The sequence below is a fragment of the Patulibacter medicamentivorans genome (assembly GCF_000240225.1).
Classification (GTDB): Bacteria; Actinomycetota; Thermoleophilia; order Solirubrobacterales; family Solirubrobacteraceae; genus Patulibacter; species Patulibacter medicamentivorans.
Genome location: NZ_AGUD01000047.1, coordinates 1 through 13,641, shown reverse-complemented (window position 1 = coordinate 13,641; position 13,641 = coordinate 1). Strand labels below are relative to the sequence as shown.

At 74.9% G+C, this 13,641-nt stretch carries 13 protein-coding genes and 1 pseudogene; 10 read left to right on the top strand and 4 right to left on the bottom strand.

What is annotated here, in order from left to right; all coding sequences use genetic code 11:
* Together PAI11_RS26830 and PAI11_RS05360 are read left to right on the top strand one after the other, a co-directional pair.
* Nucleotides 1–486: pseudogene (locus PAI11_RS26830) on the top strand (hypothetical protein); the annotation flags it as partial.
* Between the two features lie 181 nt (nucleotides 487–667).
* A complete protein-coding gene (locus tag PAI11_RS05360) occupies nucleotides 668–1,279 on the top strand; it encodes a class I SAM-dependent methyltransferase (RefSeq protein ID WP_007571663.1) in 612 nt (203 codons plus the stop codon).
* Nucleotides 1,280–1,283: 4 nt separating this feature from the next.
* Here the strand turns inward: PAI11_RS05360 and PAI11_RS05355 are convergent, their stop codons facing one another.
* On the bottom strand, nucleotides 1,284–2,477 hold the full coding sequence (locus tag PAI11_RS05355) for a low temperature requirement protein A (protein WP_007571661.1): 1,194 nt from the start codon (nucleotides 2,475–2,477) through the stop codon (nucleotides 1,284–1,286).
* A 100-nt stretch (nucleotides 2,478–2,577) separates the two neighbouring features.
* On the opposite strand from PAI11_RS05355, the gene purD reads away from it, so the two are divergent.
* The 4 genes from purD (at nucleotide 2,578) to PAI11_RS05335 (ending at nucleotide 6,101) form a co-directional block, all read left to right on the top strand.
* Nucleotides 2,578–3,843: a phosphoribosylamine--glycine ligase gene (gene purD / locus PAI11_RS05350; protein WP_007571659.1), complete on the top strand. Its 1,266-nt coding sequence runs from the start codon at nucleotides 2,578–2,580 to the stop codon at nucleotides 3,841–3,843.
* Nucleotides 3,844–3,848: 5 nt separating this feature from the next.
* Nucleotides 3,849–4,781 (top strand): PfkB family carbohydrate kinase, encoded by a 933-nt coding sequence (locus PAI11_RS05345; protein ID WP_040598521.1) that lies wholly within the window; start codon nucleotides 3,849–3,851, stop codon nucleotides 4,779–4,781.
* A 207-nt stretch (nucleotides 4,782–4,988) separates the two neighbouring features.
* Nucleotides 4,989–5,492, top strand: coding sequence for a 5-(carboxyamino)imidazole ribonucleotide mutase (gene purE, locus PAI11_RS05340; protein WP_007571655.1), 504 nt, complete (start codon nucleotides 4,989–4,991; stop codon nucleotides 5,490–5,492).
* A 21-nt stretch (nucleotides 5,493–5,513) separates the two neighbouring features.
* On the top strand, nucleotides 5,514–6,101 hold the full coding sequence (locus PAI11_RS05335) for an NUDIX hydrolase (RefSeq protein ID WP_007571653.1): 588 nt from the start codon (nucleotides 5,514–5,516) through the stop codon (nucleotides 6,099–6,101).
* Nucleotides 6,102–6,145: 44 nt separating this feature from the next.
* Here PAI11_RS05335 and PAI11_RS05330 read toward each other — a convergent pair whose 3' ends face one another.
* On the bottom strand, nucleotides 6,146–7,774 hold the full coding sequence (locus PAI11_RS05330) for an NAD-dependent malic enzyme (protein ID WP_007571651.1): 1,629 nt from the start codon (nucleotides 7,772–7,774) through the stop codon (nucleotides 6,146–6,148).
* Between the two features lie 189 nt (nucleotides 7,775–7,963).
* On the opposite strand from PAI11_RS05330, the gene purB reads away from it, so the two are divergent.
* Nucleotides 7,964–9,262 (top strand): adenylosuccinate lyase, encoded by a 1,299-nt coding sequence (purB, locus tag PAI11_RS05325; protein WP_040598519.1) that lies wholly within the window; start codon nucleotides 7,964–7,966, stop codon nucleotides 9,260–9,262.
* A 36-nt stretch (nucleotides 9,263–9,298) separates the two neighbouring features.
* Here the strand turns inward: purB and PAI11_RS05320 are convergent, their stop codons facing one another.
* The gene (locus PAI11_RS05320; protein ID WP_050897116.1) at nucleotides 9,299–9,709 is read right to left on the bottom strand and encodes a YunG family protein; all 411 of its coding nucleotides are present in this window, start codon (nucleotides 9,707–9,709) and stop codon (nucleotides 9,299–9,301) included.
* Nucleotides 9,710–9,791: 82 nt separating this feature from the next.
* Between PAI11_RS05320 and PAI11_RS05315 the strand changes: the two genes are divergently transcribed.
* Nucleotides 9,792–11,624, top strand: a complete 1,833-nt coding sequence (locus tag PAI11_RS05315; RefSeq protein WP_040598517.1) for an alpha/beta hydrolase — start codon at nucleotides 9,792–9,794, stop codon at nucleotides 11,622–11,624.
* Between the two features lie 35 nt (nucleotides 11,625–11,659).
* Here the strand turns inward: PAI11_RS05315 and PAI11_RS05310 are convergent, their stop codons facing one another.
* Nucleotides 11,660–12,274: an ATP-dependent Clp protease proteolytic subunit gene (locus tag PAI11_RS05310; RefSeq protein WP_007571643.1), complete on the bottom strand. Its 615-nt coding sequence runs from the start codon at nucleotides 12,272–12,274 to the stop codon at nucleotides 11,660–11,662.
* Nucleotides 12,275–12,375: 101 nt separating this feature from the next.
* Here PAI11_RS05310 and PAI11_RS05305 point away from each other — a divergent pair, with 101 nt between their 5' ends.
* Together PAI11_RS05305 and PAI11_RS05300 are read left to right on the top strand one after the other, a co-directional pair.
* The gene (locus PAI11_RS05305) at nucleotides 12,376–12,810 is read left to right on the top strand and encodes an SRPBCC family protein (protein ID WP_007571641.1); all 435 of its coding nucleotides are present in this window, start codon (nucleotides 12,376–12,378) and stop codon (nucleotides 12,808–12,810) included.
* 17 nt (nucleotides 12,811–12,827) lie between these two features.
* Nucleotides 12,828–13,169, top strand: coding sequence for an ArsR/SmtB family transcription factor (locus PAI11_RS05300; RefSeq protein WP_050897115.1), 342 nt, complete (start codon nucleotides 12,828–12,830; stop codon nucleotides 13,167–13,169).
* Nucleotides 13,170–13,641: the final 472 nt, after the last annotated feature.

Below are 13,641 nucleotides of genomic sequence, written 5' to 3'. Positions count from 1 at the left end.
CCGGGCGGCACGCTCGCGGCGTCGATCGACCGCGGCAACCGGCCGCTGGTGGCCTGGAGCCAGGTCGTCGGGAGCGTCGCCGACGGGACCGCGCACGACATCCCGCGGATCGCCGAGGGCGACGCCAGCGGCGGCCTCGGCGGCGCGCGCGACATCGCCGCCGCCGGCCGCGTCCACGGCCTGGCCACGGCCCGCGGCGCCACCGGCCTGGTGATCGTCCGCGAGCAGGAGGTCCCGCGCGGCGGCTCCAACGGCGACCGCGGCGTCGCCGTCCAGCTGGCGCTCCGCCCGGCGGGCGGCACGCTCGGCTCGCCCGCGACGGTCGAGGCGCTCAGCGACGCCCAGCTGCTGGACCGCAGCAACGCCTTCGGCTCGGCGGCGGTCGGCGCCCTGCCCGACGGACGCTTCACCGTCGCCTGGACCCGCGCCACCGTCAGCGGCGGCAAGCTGCGGACGGCGACGCTCTTCAGCGACAGCAAGCCCTAGGCGCGGGGGCGAGCCGCGAGCCGCGTTGTGACGTATCGGTCGCTGAGCGACCGATACGTGACAGGCGAACACCGGACCCTCGGCATCACGAGCGGTGTTGCGACGTTTCGGCCGGTCAGCGACCGCAACGTCGCCGCGGCCCCGCCGCCTCGCCTCGCCCGCACCGCGTACGATCGCCGCCGTGCTGTTCCCCGCGCTGCGCCACCGCCTGTCCCGGGCCGTCCCGCCCCGCGAGCAGCTGATCGCCCGCCACGTCGAGGGCCGCTCGTTCCTCGACGTCGGCTGCATGTGGTCGATCGACGGCGCGCTCTCGTTCGCCGCCGAGGACGCGGGCGCCAGCCGGGTGACCGGGATCGACATCATGCCGCCGACCCCCGCCTACGAGGCCGAGCACGCGCGCCGCGGCTCGTCGATGCGGTTCGTCGCGGGGGACCTGCACGACCCCGAGACGCTCGCCGAGGCCGGGGTCCACGACGTCGTCTGGTGCTCCGGCGTCCTGTACCACGCACCGCATCCGCTGCTGACGCTGGAGCGGCTGAAGGCGTTCGCCGGCCAGACGCTGATCCTCGCGACCGAGACGCTGCCGCTGCGCGGCAACCAGTGCGTCTTCGCCCCCGAGCCGGGCGCCCACCCGACCCACAGCGAGCCGTTCGATCCCGACGCCGGCTACGTCAACTGGTACTGGGGGATCTCGCCGGGAGCGCTGCGGGCGATGCTGACCGCGACCGGCCTGGAGCTGGTCGAGGAGCACCGGACCGTCTACCACACGACGGTCGTCGCCCGCCCGCGCTGAGGGCTCAGCCGGCGGCCGTCTCGACCTCGGCCCCGGTCACGGACCCGCGGGCGTGGAACGCGGCGTACCCGACCAGGCCGAAGAGGACCACGTTCGTCAGGCCCACCAGCAGCAGCGGCGTCAGCCAGTGAGCGATCGCCGCCACCACCACCAGCCCGGCGAAGGCGACGACGGTCGCGATCCGCTCCTGGCGATCGAGGCCCTCGGTCGCCAGGGTGAACAGCACCATCCCGGCGAAGTAGAGGACGACCCCGCCGATGACCGTCAGCGTCATCGCGGCATCGACGTGCCCGGTCGGGTGGTGGAGGACGACCTCGTCGCCGACCGCGACCACGATGATCCCCGCGACCATCACGGCGTGGCCGTAGGCATAGCCCCCACGGCCGAGCCGAGCGGGATCGGCCGCGCGGGCGACCCGGTCGAGCGCGGCCTCGGCGTGGCGGGCGAAGTACAGCCACCAGAGCGCCACCGTGCCGAGGAACGCCAGCACGAACGCGGCCACGGTCGCGGCCGTCCGGTCGATCTCGGCGAACCCCTGGCCGTTGATCAGCAGCGACTCGCCGAGGGCGATGATCACGACCAGCTGGCAGCGCTCGGCGAGGTGGCCGGGCGACAGCCGCCAGGCGCTCATCGGGGTCCGGCCCAGCTTCGGCAGGGCGTAGGCGATGGATGGCGCGCCGTAGTCGACCAGCACCGCGACCGCCCACAGCGCCAGCCGCGCGTCGGAGTCGTCGACGATCGCGCCCGCGATCCAGAAGACCGACGCGAACGCGCTCCAGATCCCCAGCTGCAGGTAGTTGCGACCCATCGGGCTGCCGCGCAGCGCCCAGACCATGAAGCCAGCCCGCAGCAGCTGCATCGCCACGAACGCGCCGGCGAAGGCGAGCGCGCGGTCGCCGAACGCGTCGGGGATCGAGGCCGACATCACCAGGCTCAGCAACATCAGCACGGCGAGCAGCACCCGCACGGGCAGCCGGTCCGGGTCGACGTAGTTGGTCGCCCAGGCCGTGTAGTTCCAGGCCCACCAGACGCCGGCGAAGAGCACCAGCACCTCGACCGCGGTCCGCGCGTCGAGGTGCTCGACGAGGGTGTGGGAGAGCTGGGTGACCGCGAAGACGTAGACGAGGTCGAAGAACAGCTCCATGTTGGTGACGCTGGGCTCGACGCCGTCGCGGCGGAGCACGTTGAGGGTCGCCATGCCCTGGTTCCTATCCGATCGTGCGGCGTATATCGATCGAGGGTCCGTCGCCGGCCGGTCGCGCGGGCCCGGATCGGGCGTCGTCGGTAGGTTCCCCGGCATGCCCAAGGTCCTCGTCGTCGGCGCCGGTGGTCGGGAGCACGCGATCGTCCGCGCGCTCGGTCGCTCGCCGCAGGCTCCGGAGCTGCACGCGGCCCCTGGCAACCCGGGGATCGCCGCCGACGCGCAGGTCCACGACGTCGCCGCCGACGACGTGCCCGGGCTGGTGGCGCTGGCCCGCGAGCTGGCCGTCGACCTGGTGGCCGTCGGGCCCGAGGTGCCGCTCGTCGCCGGCCTCGTCGACGCCCTGACCGACGCCGGGATCGCGGCCTTCGGCCCGACCGCGGCGGCAGCGGCGCTCGAGGGCTCGAAGGCGTTCGCGAAGGAGGTGATGATCGCCGCCGGCGTGCCGACCGCCGGCCACGCGACCGTCACCACCGTCGCCGACGGGATGGCGGCGATCGACCGCTACCCGGTCGTCCTCAAGTACGACGGCCTGGCCGCGGGCAAGGGCGTCGTGATCGCGCAGGACGAGGGCGAGGCCCGCGCGACCCTCGTCGACATGCTGGAGGACCACCAGTTCGGCGACGCCGCGGTGGTGGTCGAGGAGTTCCTCGACGGCGAGGAGCTGTCGCTGCTGGCGATCTGCGACGGCGAGCGGGCGATCCCGCTGGCGCCCGCCCAGGACTACAAGCGGATCTTCGACGGCGACGAGGGACCGAACACCGGCGGGATGGGCTCCTACTCGCCGGTGGTCGGCGTCGACGGCGAGCGGGCGGCGCGGATCTCGGCCGACGTCCACCAGCCGATCGTCGACGAGCTGGCTCGCCGCGGCACCCCGTTCCGGGGGATCCTCTACGCCGGCCTGATGCTGACCGCCGACGGGATCAAGGTCCTCGAGTACAACACCCGCTTCGGCGATCCGGAGACCCAGGCCGTGCTGCCGCGACTGCGCAGCGACCTGCTGGCGCTGATGGGGGCGTCGGCGACCGGCTCGCTGGCCGACGTCGTCCTGGACTGGGACCCGCGCTGGGCCGTGACCCTGGTGCTGGCCTCGGCCGGCTACCCGGCGTCGGCCTCGAAGGGGGACGTGGTCGAGGGCCTCGACGGGCTGGCCGACGGGGTCGAGCTGACCCACGCCGGCACCGCCCGCGACGGCGACGGCCGGATCGTCACCGCCGGCGGCCGGGTCCTGAACCTGACCGTCCTCGGCGACTCGCCGGCTGCGGCCCGCGACGGCGCCTACGCCGCGGCCGAGGGCGTGCGGTTCGCCGGCCGCCAGCTGCGTCGCGACATCGCGCAGCGGGCGGTCGAGCGGTTCGGCTGAGGCACATGGCGTCCGTGATCGCCCCGAGCCACCGGATCCCGCGCACGCTGGTCCTCGGCGAGGTCCTGGTCGACGCGATCTGCGAGCACCCGGTCGCGCGCTTCGAGGAGGTCGACGGCTTCGTCCCGCATCTGGGCGGCGCCAAGGCCAACGTCTCGGTGGTCGTGGCGCGGCACGGCGGCAGGGCGGCGCTGGCCGGCGTCGTCGGCGCCGATCCGTGGGGTCGCTGGCTGCGACGGCGGCTGGCCGTCGAGGGCGTCGACCTGGACTGGCTGCTCTCGGTCGACGGGGTCGCGACGCCGGTGGCGTTCGTCACCACCGACGCCGACGCCGAGCCCTCCTACGCCTTCCACGGCGCGGGGCTGACCCCCGGGTTCGGCGCGCTGGCGGCCGTGATCGAGCCGGCCGTCGACGGCTGCGACGCGCTCTTCCTGGGGACCAGCATGCAGGTCGAGCGCGACCACCGGGAGGTCGCCCGGACCGCGCGGGCCCGGGCGCTGGAGCGCGGGATGCCGGTCGTGTTCGACCCCAACCTGCGGCTGGACCTGTGGGCCGATCCCGCCGATGCGATCGCCGTCGCCCGCGAGGGCGTCCCCGGGGCCTTCTTGGTCAAGGCCAACCGCGGCGAGCTGCGGATGCTGACCGGCGAGGACGACCCGATCGCGGGCGCGCGGGCGCTGCTCGGGGCCGGAGCGGCGAACGTCGTCGTCACGCTCGGGCCGGACGGGGCGCTGCTCGTCGCCGACGGCGTCGAGCGGACCGTGCCCGGCGTGGCCGCCCGCGCCGTCAACGCGACCGGCGCCGGCGACACGATCGCCGGCGTGCTGCTGGCGCGCCTGGCCCGCGACGGCTGGGCGACCGCGACGCTGGCGGGCGCGCTGCCGGAGGCCGTCGCCGCGGCGGCCCGCAGCACCGAGTCGTGGGGCGCCGTCAGCTGAGCGGGCCGCTGCGACGTTCCGGTCGACGAGCGATCGGAACGTGACAGGCGGCCGGTCGACGGACGAGGCGCGTCGGGGCGGCTGCGACGTTCCGGTCGTCCAGCGACCAGAACGTGACGGGGCGCGTCCCTCCGGGGCGGCTGCGCGGGCGCAGCGCGTCTCGTAGGCTTGGCAATCTCGCCCATCCCTCGACCGACCGAGCGCCAGATGTCCGACAGCCCCGCCACCACCCAGGACCCCGAGACCCAGCTGCTGGAGAACGCCGTCGAGGTTCCCGGCGACGCGCCGCGGGTCGGGATCATCATGGGCAGCAAGAGCGACCTGCCGGAGATGGAGAAGGCCGGCGCGGTGCTGAAGGAGCACAACGTCGCGTTCGAGATCCGGGTGATGAGCGCGCACCGCGACCCCGAGGTCGTGGCCGACTACTGCAAGAACGCCCGCATGCGGGGCCTGCGGGTGATCATCGCGGGCGCCGGCCTCTCGGCCGCGCTGCCCGGCGTCGCCGCCGCCCACACCGACCTGCCGGTCGTCGGCGTCCCGCTCTCCAGCCGGCTCTCCGCCGCCGGCGGCCTCGACGCGATCCTCTCCGTGGTCCAGATGCCCCCGGGCGTCCCGGTCGCGGCCGTCGGCCTCGACAACCCCCGCAACGCCGCCCACCTGGCGATCCGGATCCTCGGCAGCGGCGATCAGCAGGCGCCGGTCAGCGCCTAGGCGCGGACCGGCCGCGCGCCCGTGTCCGTCCCGGAGGACCGCCCGCGGATCCGCACCGTCTCCACGCGGGTCGCCTACCGCAACCCGTGGATGGTGCTGCGCGAGGACGCGATCGAGCGGCCGGGGCCGGACGGCGTCCCGCGGCCGGGGATCTACGCCGTGGTCGAGAAGCCGCACTCGGCCGTCGTCGTGCCGTGGGACGGGGTCCACCTGCACCTCGTTGGCCAGGACCGCTACCCGCTCGGCCGCTGGAGCTGGGAGCTGCCGCAGGGCGCCGCCCACGCCCCGGACGGGGCCTCGTCGTCGATCGACGACCACGCGGAGATCGCGCGCGCCGAGCTGCGAGAGGAGACCGGCTTCGAGGCCGGGACGCTGACGCGGATCGGCGACCTGGCGTTCGCTCCCGGGATGGCGAACCAGACCTTCACCGCGTGGCTGGCCACCGACCTGCGGCCGGGGCCGCCGCAGCCGGAGGCCGAGGAGGAGGGGCTGCTCGTCCAGCGGGCGGTCACGCCGGAGCAGTTCGACGCGATGGTCGACGACGGCGAGGTGGTCGACGCGGCCTCGATCGCCACCTGGCACCTCGCCCGCCGGCACGGCCTGGCCTGACGCGGCCGCGCGCCCTGCCCGCGCCAGCGACGACGGCCCGGGCGTCACTCGGGGTAGACCGGCTCCCAGCGGGCGTTGGCGATCCGGCGGTGGAGGTCCTGCTCGCTGCGCTCCGGCGCGACGCCGTCGGCGACCGCCGCGACGGCGACGGCCAGCGCGACGTGGTCGGCCAGCTCGCGCAGTCCCGAGATCGGCGGCAGCAGCGGCGCCGTCGGATCGGTCAGCGCCGGAGACCGCGCCCCGAGCGCCGCCGAGGCGGCCCGCAGCATCCCGTCGGTGACGCGCGCCGCCTGGGCCGCCACGACGCCCATCCCGACGGCGGGGAAGACGTAGACGTTGTTCGACTGCGAGACCGGGATCGTGCGGCCGTCGCGCTCGATCGGCGGGAACGGCGACCCGGTCGCGACCAGTGCGCGGCCGTCGGTCCAGCGGTCGAGGTCGGCCGGGTCGGCCTCCGAGCGCGCGGTCGGGTTCGAGAGCGGGAAGATGATCGGCCGCTCGACGTGGGCGGCCATCTCGCGCACGACCTCCCCGGTGAAGGCGCCGCGGGCGGTCGAGAGCCCGATCATCGCGGTCGGGTGGACGCTGCGGACGACGTCGGCCAGGGTCGTGCCGCCGCTCGGCTCGCCGGCGGGACGGGCGTAGACACGCTGCTCCTCGGTCAGGTCGTCGCGCTCCTCGGTCAGCAGGCCGTCGACGTCCAGGACCCAGAACCGGCGCCGGGCCTGCTCGGGGTCGAGCCCGTCGTCGACCAGCGCCTGGCGGATCTCGTCGGCGACGCCGATCGCCGCCGAGCCGGCGCCGAGCACGACGATCCGATGCTCACGGGGGCGGGTGCCCGACGCCCGCGCGGCCCCGATCAGCGCCCCGAGCGCGACCGCCGCGGTCCCCTGGATGTCGTCGTTGAAGGTGCAGATCCGGTCGCGGTAGCGCTCCAGGATCGGCCGCGCGTTGTGGGTCGCGAAGTCCTCCCACTGGACCATCGCCTGCGGCAGCTCGGCCTCGACGGCGCTCACGAACCGCTCGACGAAGTCGTCGTACTCGGCCCCGGCGATCCGCTCGTGGCGCCAGCCGAGGTAGCCGGGATCGGCCAGGCGCTCCTCGTTGTTGGTGCCGACGTCGAGCACGATCGGCAGCGTCCGGCCGGGATCGAGCCCGCCGATCGCGGTGTAGAGCGCGAGCTTGCCGATCGGGATCCCGAGCCCGCCGGCGCCCTGGTCGCCGAGGCCGAGGATCCGCTCGCCGTCGGTCACGACGATCACGTCGACGTCCCGCTGGCGGCGGTTGCGCAGCAGCTCGGGGAGCCGGTCGCGCATCGGGTACGACAGCGTCAGGCCGCGCGGGCGCCGGAAGATCCGGTGGAACCGCTGGCAGGCCAGGCCGACCGTCGGCGTGTAGACGATCGGCAGCACCTCCTCCAGGTGGTCGACCAGCAGCCGGTAGTAGAGGACCAGGTTGGTGTCCTGCAGCTGGCGCAGGTTGACGTACTTGTCGAGCGCCCCCGGGCGCCGGCGGAAGACCTCGATCGAACGGGCGGCCTGCTGCTCCAGCGTCTCGATCGCGGGCGGCAGCAGGCCGTCCAGTCCGAGCACCCGCCGCTGCTCGGCGGTGAACGCCGTCCCCCGGTTGCGGAGCGGGTCCTCGAGGATCTGGGGATAGATCGACGGGCTCATGCCCCGAACCCTATGGCCGCGTCCGCGTGACGCCGTGAAGCCGCGGTGGACGGCCACCCGTTCGGGGAGCTTCGGGTCGTTGTGGTCGTGGCGGTGGTCGGCGCGACGACCGCGCTTGGCGATCGTTCACGTCGTGCGAACGATCGCCAAGCGGTCGCGGGCGGCGTCGATCCGCCAGAATCCGCCGCGATGATCCCGCGCTACACCCGTCCCGAGATCGGCGCCGTCTGGACCGATCAGGCCAAGCTCGACGCCTGGCGCGACGTCGAGGTCGCCGCCTGCGAGGAGATGGAGGGGCCGACGCCCGACGATCTGCAGGCGATCCGGGCCGCGACCTTCACGGTCGAGGCGGTCCAGGAGCGCGAGCGGGTCACCGATCACGACGTCGCCGCCTTCGTCGACGTGCTATCGGCCTCGGCCGGCCCGAGCGGGCGCTGGATCCACTACGGCCTGACGTCGTCGGACGTGCTCGACACCGCGCTGGCGATCCAGCTGCGCAAGGCGGGGGCGATCGTCGTCGCCGGCGCGCAGGAGGTGGCCGAGACGCTCGCCGCCAAGGCCCGCGAGCACGTCCACACCGTCTGCGTCGGGCGCACCCACGGCGTCCACGCCGAGCCGACGACCTTCGGCATCAAGCTGGCCGGCTTCGCGCTCGAGGCCGACCGCAACGCTCAGCGCCTGGCCGAGGCGTTCGACCAGGTCGCCGTCGGCGCGCTCTCGGGCGCCGTCGGCACCTACGCGGCCACCTCGCCGGAGTTCGAGGCTCGCGTCCTGGCCCGCCTGGAACTGCAGGCCGAGCCGGTCTCGACCCAGGTGATCCCGCGCGACCGCCACGCCCAGCTGCTGCAGGCGATCAGCCTCGCCGGCGCCGGCCTCGAGCGGCTGGCGACCGAGATCCGCCACCTGCAGCGGACCGAGGTGCGCGAGGCCGAGGAGCCGTTCCGCGCGGGCCAGAAGGGCTCCAGCGCGATGCCCCACAAGCGCAACCCGATCACCACCGAGCGGATCACCGGCCTGGCCCGCGTGCTGCGCGGCTACGCCCAGGCCGGGGTCGAGAACGTCGCCCTCTGGCACGAGCGCGACATCAGCCACTCGGGCGCCGAGCGCGTGATCCTGCCCGACGCGACGATCGCCCTGGACTACATGCAGTCGCTCGCGGTGCGGGTCGTCGGCGGCCTGGTCGTCCACGAGGACCGGATGCGCGAGAACCTCGACATCACGTCGGGCGCGCTCTTCAGCCAACGGCTGCTGCTGGCCCTGATCGAGGGCGACGCGGCGAACGGTCGCGCGCCGATGGTCCGCGACGACGCCTATCGGATCGCCCAGGAGCTGGCCCAGCGCGCCTGGGACACCCGCACCCCGCTGCGGCAGCTGGCGGCGGCCGACGAGCGCTGTGCCGGCGTCGACCTGGACGCGGTCTTCGACCTCGGGCACTACACGCGCTACGCCGACGTGATCGTCGGCCGGCTGGCGGACGCCGGGCTCTAGGCCCGGCGGGCGCCCGCCGGATCGTCGTCCGGCGGGTCAGTCCAGCTCGATCGGCACGCCGAGCCGCTCGGCCACCCGCGTCGCCAGCAGCTTGTGGCGGTTCGGGTCGCCGTCGATCACCGGCTCGGTGACGATCGGCGGTGCCAGCTGCTCGCCGTTGCGGAACTGGTCGAACGAGAAGTCGACCTCCTCGCCCGAGGGCAGGACGTTCCAGGCGTGGCCGTCCGGCGTCCGCTCGCCGTCGCGGTCGAGGACGGTCGCGATCACGATCTCGCCGCCGTAGAGCGCCCGGATCACCAGCGCCGAGACGGCGCACTGGCCGAGCGCGGCGTTCTCGCTCGACCAGTTGACGGGATCGTCGCTGGTGTCGCGGTCCCACGACGCGCGCAGCGCGGCCTCGACGTCGGCCAGGGGAGGTGGGACGCGGCCAGCGCCGGCAGCGGACATGCCGCCCATGGTGGCATGGATCGGCGGCCGGATCGGCGACCGGCGCCGCCGGCCGCCTGTCCGACGGCTACCGTGCTCGCTCATGCGCCGGGTCCTGTCGCTGCTCCTGCTGGCCATCCTGGCCGCCGTCGTCGGGCCGGCGGCGGCCCAGGCCGCGCCGAAGCTGCGGCCATGTCCGAAGCAGCCGGGATTCGGCTGCGGCACCCTGACGGTGCCGCTCGACCGCAGCGGAGGCGTCGCGGGCACGATCGGGCTCCGCTTCGCGATCCAGGACACCCGCGCCGCGCGCCGCAGGAAGCAGCTGCTTGTGGCGCTCTCCGGCGGTCCGGGGCAGGCGGGGGCGCCGTTCGCCGCGTCCTTCGCGACGACGCTGAAGCCGCTGCTGAAGCGCTACCGGCTGGTGACCCTGGACCAGCGGGGGACCGGTCGCTCCGGCGTGCTCTCCTGCCCGGAGCTGCAGGCGACGCTGCCGCTGACCGAGGCCAGCAGCGCCCAGGCGGCGGCCTGCGCGACCCGGATCGGCCCGTCGCGACCGTTCTTCTCGACCCGTGACTCGGTCGCCGATCTCGACGCCCTGCGGAGCGCCTTCGGCTCCTCGAAGCTGGCGCTGATGGGCGTCTCCTACGGCACCTTCGTCGCCCAGCAGTACGCGCGGATCCACCCGGCCACGACCGACCGGCTGATCCTCGACTCGGTCGTCCCCGCGGTCGCCGGCTCGCCGTTCGCGGTCGACCTGTTCCAGGCGATCCCGCGGGTCCTGCGCGAGACCTGCGGCGGTTCGCGCTGCCGCGACGTGACCCGCGATCCGGTCGGCGACGTCGCTCAGCTGCTGGTGCAGCTGCGGGCCGCCGCGCTGAAGGGGCCCGCCTACGACAGCCGCGGCCGGCGACGGACCGTGACGCTGAGCGCGGCCGAGGTCCCAGGCGTGCTGATCTCCGGCGACCTCAACGGACCGCTGCGGGCGGCGCTGCCGGCGGCGATCCGGGCCGCGGTCACCGGCGACCCCGCCCCGCTGCTGCGCCTGCGGGCGGTCGCGGCCGGCGTGCCGTCGAAGACCCGCGAGCTGAGCTTCGGGCTCTACCAGACCACGACCTGCCTCGACCAGGCGCTGCCGTACGCCCTGACCGATCCTCCGGCCCGCCGTCGGGCTCGCAGCGACGCGGCGTTCGCGGCGATCCCGACCAGCGCCTACGCCCCGTTCGCGGCGAGCGAGGTGCTGCCCAACAGCAACGCGGAGACCTGCATCGGCTGGCCCGCGGACCGGGTCGAGCGCCCCTCGTCGGCGCCGCTGCCCGACGTGCCGGCGCTGCTGCTGGACGGTCGGCTGGACATGCGGACCTCGATCGAGAGCGCCCGTCAGGTCGCTGCCGAGCTGCCGCGCTCGTCGCTGGTGCTGGTCGCCGGCACCGGCCACGACATCCTCGACAGCGACAGCACCGGCTGCGCGGCCCGGGCGCTGACGCGGTTCGCCGCCGGTCGCCCGGTCGGACAGCCCTGCCGGGGCCACGGCAACCACGAGGCGATCGCGCCGCTGCCGCCGCGGCGGCTGTCCGCGGTCCGCGCGATCCCGGGCACCCGCGGGAACCCCTCGCGGGTCGCCAACGCGGTCCTGCTGACCCTCCGCGACGTGATCGCCGCCGACAACCAGCGGCTCTTCTCCGGCATGGCCGAGCGCGGCGGCGGCCTGCGCGGCGGGCGCTTCGCGGCCGACCAGACGTCGATCACGATGCGGCGCTACGCCTACGTCCCGGGCGTCCGGGTCAGCGGCCGGGTCCGGTTCGGCGGCGACGGCGTCGACGGGACGCTGCGGATCGACGGCCCTGGCCGCCTCGACGGGCGCCTGCGGCTGCTCGGCCGCGGCCGCGCCGAGGCGACGATCGGCCGGACCCGGATCAGGATCACCCTGCGGGGCTGAGGCGGGTCGAGGCGGGCGCCTCGACGTCGCCCGGGTCAGGCGAGGCCGGTGCGCGGGGCCCCGCTCTCGCCCCGGCGGCTGATCACGCGGTCGATCAGGCCGTAGGCGCGCGCGTCCTCGGGCGACATGAAGCGGTCTCGCTCGATGTCGAGGTGGATCCGCTCGCGCTCCTGACCGGTGTGCTGGACGTACAGCTCCTCGATCCGATCGCGCATCCAGAGCATCTCCTTGGCGTGGATCTCGATGTCGCTGCTCTGGCCCTGCATCCCGCCGTGCGGCTGGTGGACGAGGATCCGGCTGTTGGGCAGCGCCGCGCGCTTGCCGGCCGCGCCGCCGCAGAGCACGATCGAGCCGCCCGACATCGCGATCCCCGAGCAGACGGTGGCCACGTCGCAGCGGACGTACTGCATCGCGTCGTAGATCGCCAGGCTCGCGTAGACGTCGCCGCCGGGCGAGTTGACGTAGAGCTGGATGTCCTTCTCGGGATCGACCGCCTCGAGGTGCAGCAGCTGGGCGATCACGAGGTTGGCGACGTCGCTGTCGATCTGGCTGCCGAGGAAGACGGCGCGGTCGTTCAGGAGCCGGGAGTAGATGTCGAACGAGCGCTCGCCGCGCGGGCTCTGCTCGACGACCATCGGGACGAGGGGCATGCGGGACCTCCGGAGGTGGGATGCGATGCGCAACTAATTGGTTGCTCGTTCTGCGACGCTAGCAGATGCGCAACTGCCTGGTTGCGTGTAGGCTCTGGGGCATGAGCGATCCCGTGATCGATCCGATCGTCCGGCGCGAGCTGCTGCTCGCCGCCGACCGCGACACGGTCTGGTCGATGCTGGCCGATGCCGATGGCCTCGCCGAGTGGCTGGCCGACGAGGTCGAGCTGGACGTCGAGCCGGGGGCCGAGGGCCGGCTGCGCTGGGACGACGGCGAGGAGCGCCGGGCCGTCGTCGAGGAGGTCGCCGATCGTCGCCGCGTCGTCCTGCGCTGGTGGCAGGAGGGCGGCGACCCGTCGCTGGTCGAGCTGACCCTCGACGAGGTCGACGGGGGCACCCGGCTGGTCGTCGTCGAGCTGCCGCTGGCGGTCCTGCGCGCGGTCGGCGAGCGGCTGCCCGCGATCGTGGTCGGCGACGGTCCGGCGGCGGGCGGGGTGGGCGGGCGTCCAGTCGCGCGCGCCCTCGCGTGCGCCTAGGCGATCCGGGCGGCGGGATGACCCGGCTCTCCGACGCCGAGCGCGACCTGGCCGCCGGCGCGGTCTTCGCGGCGCTCGCCGACCCGACCCGGCGCGCGGTCGTCCGCGCGCTCGTGGACCGTCCGACGGTCACCGCCTCGGCGCTTGCCGCCGACCTGCCGATCAGCCGCCAGGCGGTCGCCAAGCACCTGGCCGCGCTCGCCGACGCCGGCCTGGTCGCCGCCAGCCGCGAGGGTCGCGAGACCCGCTACCGGCTGACGCCCGCACCGCTCGGCGACGCGATGGCCTGGATGGCCGGCGCCGGCGCCCGCTGGGACGACCGCCTGTCGCGACTGCAGGAGCGCCTGGGCGAGCGCTGATCCCGGCCGTCGATCGCTGCCGGCGCGAGGTCGATGGGCGTCCGTCGGGGCGGGCGGCGGTTTGCGTTGGGCATGGTCTGGGTCTGGGCCCTCTTGGCCGGCCCGTGGCGGCTTGGGGCCGTTTGGCTGGGCAGTCGTGCGCGCTGGGCGTGGGCGTGGTCTGGGTGTCTCGGCTGACCTGGGGGCGTTGGGGCGGCTGGCCCTGGGCCTTGTTGGCCGTCGGGCGTTGGTCGGTCTGGGCGGGCCTGGTGCTGGGGTGGGCGGGGCATCGAGGGGCTGGCCGTGACCGGGCTGGGGCGCGACGGGGCGACGGGGCGCGGGACGGTGCGGGCGAGGGCCGCCGGGGCCGTGGGCGGGAGGACGGTGAGGGCGTGGTGTCCGTCCCGGGGCCGTCGGTTCCGGGGCCGTCGGTTCTCCGCGACCACATGCACGGGGCGCCACGCCCCACGTCCGCCGCGACCTTCGGCGCGTG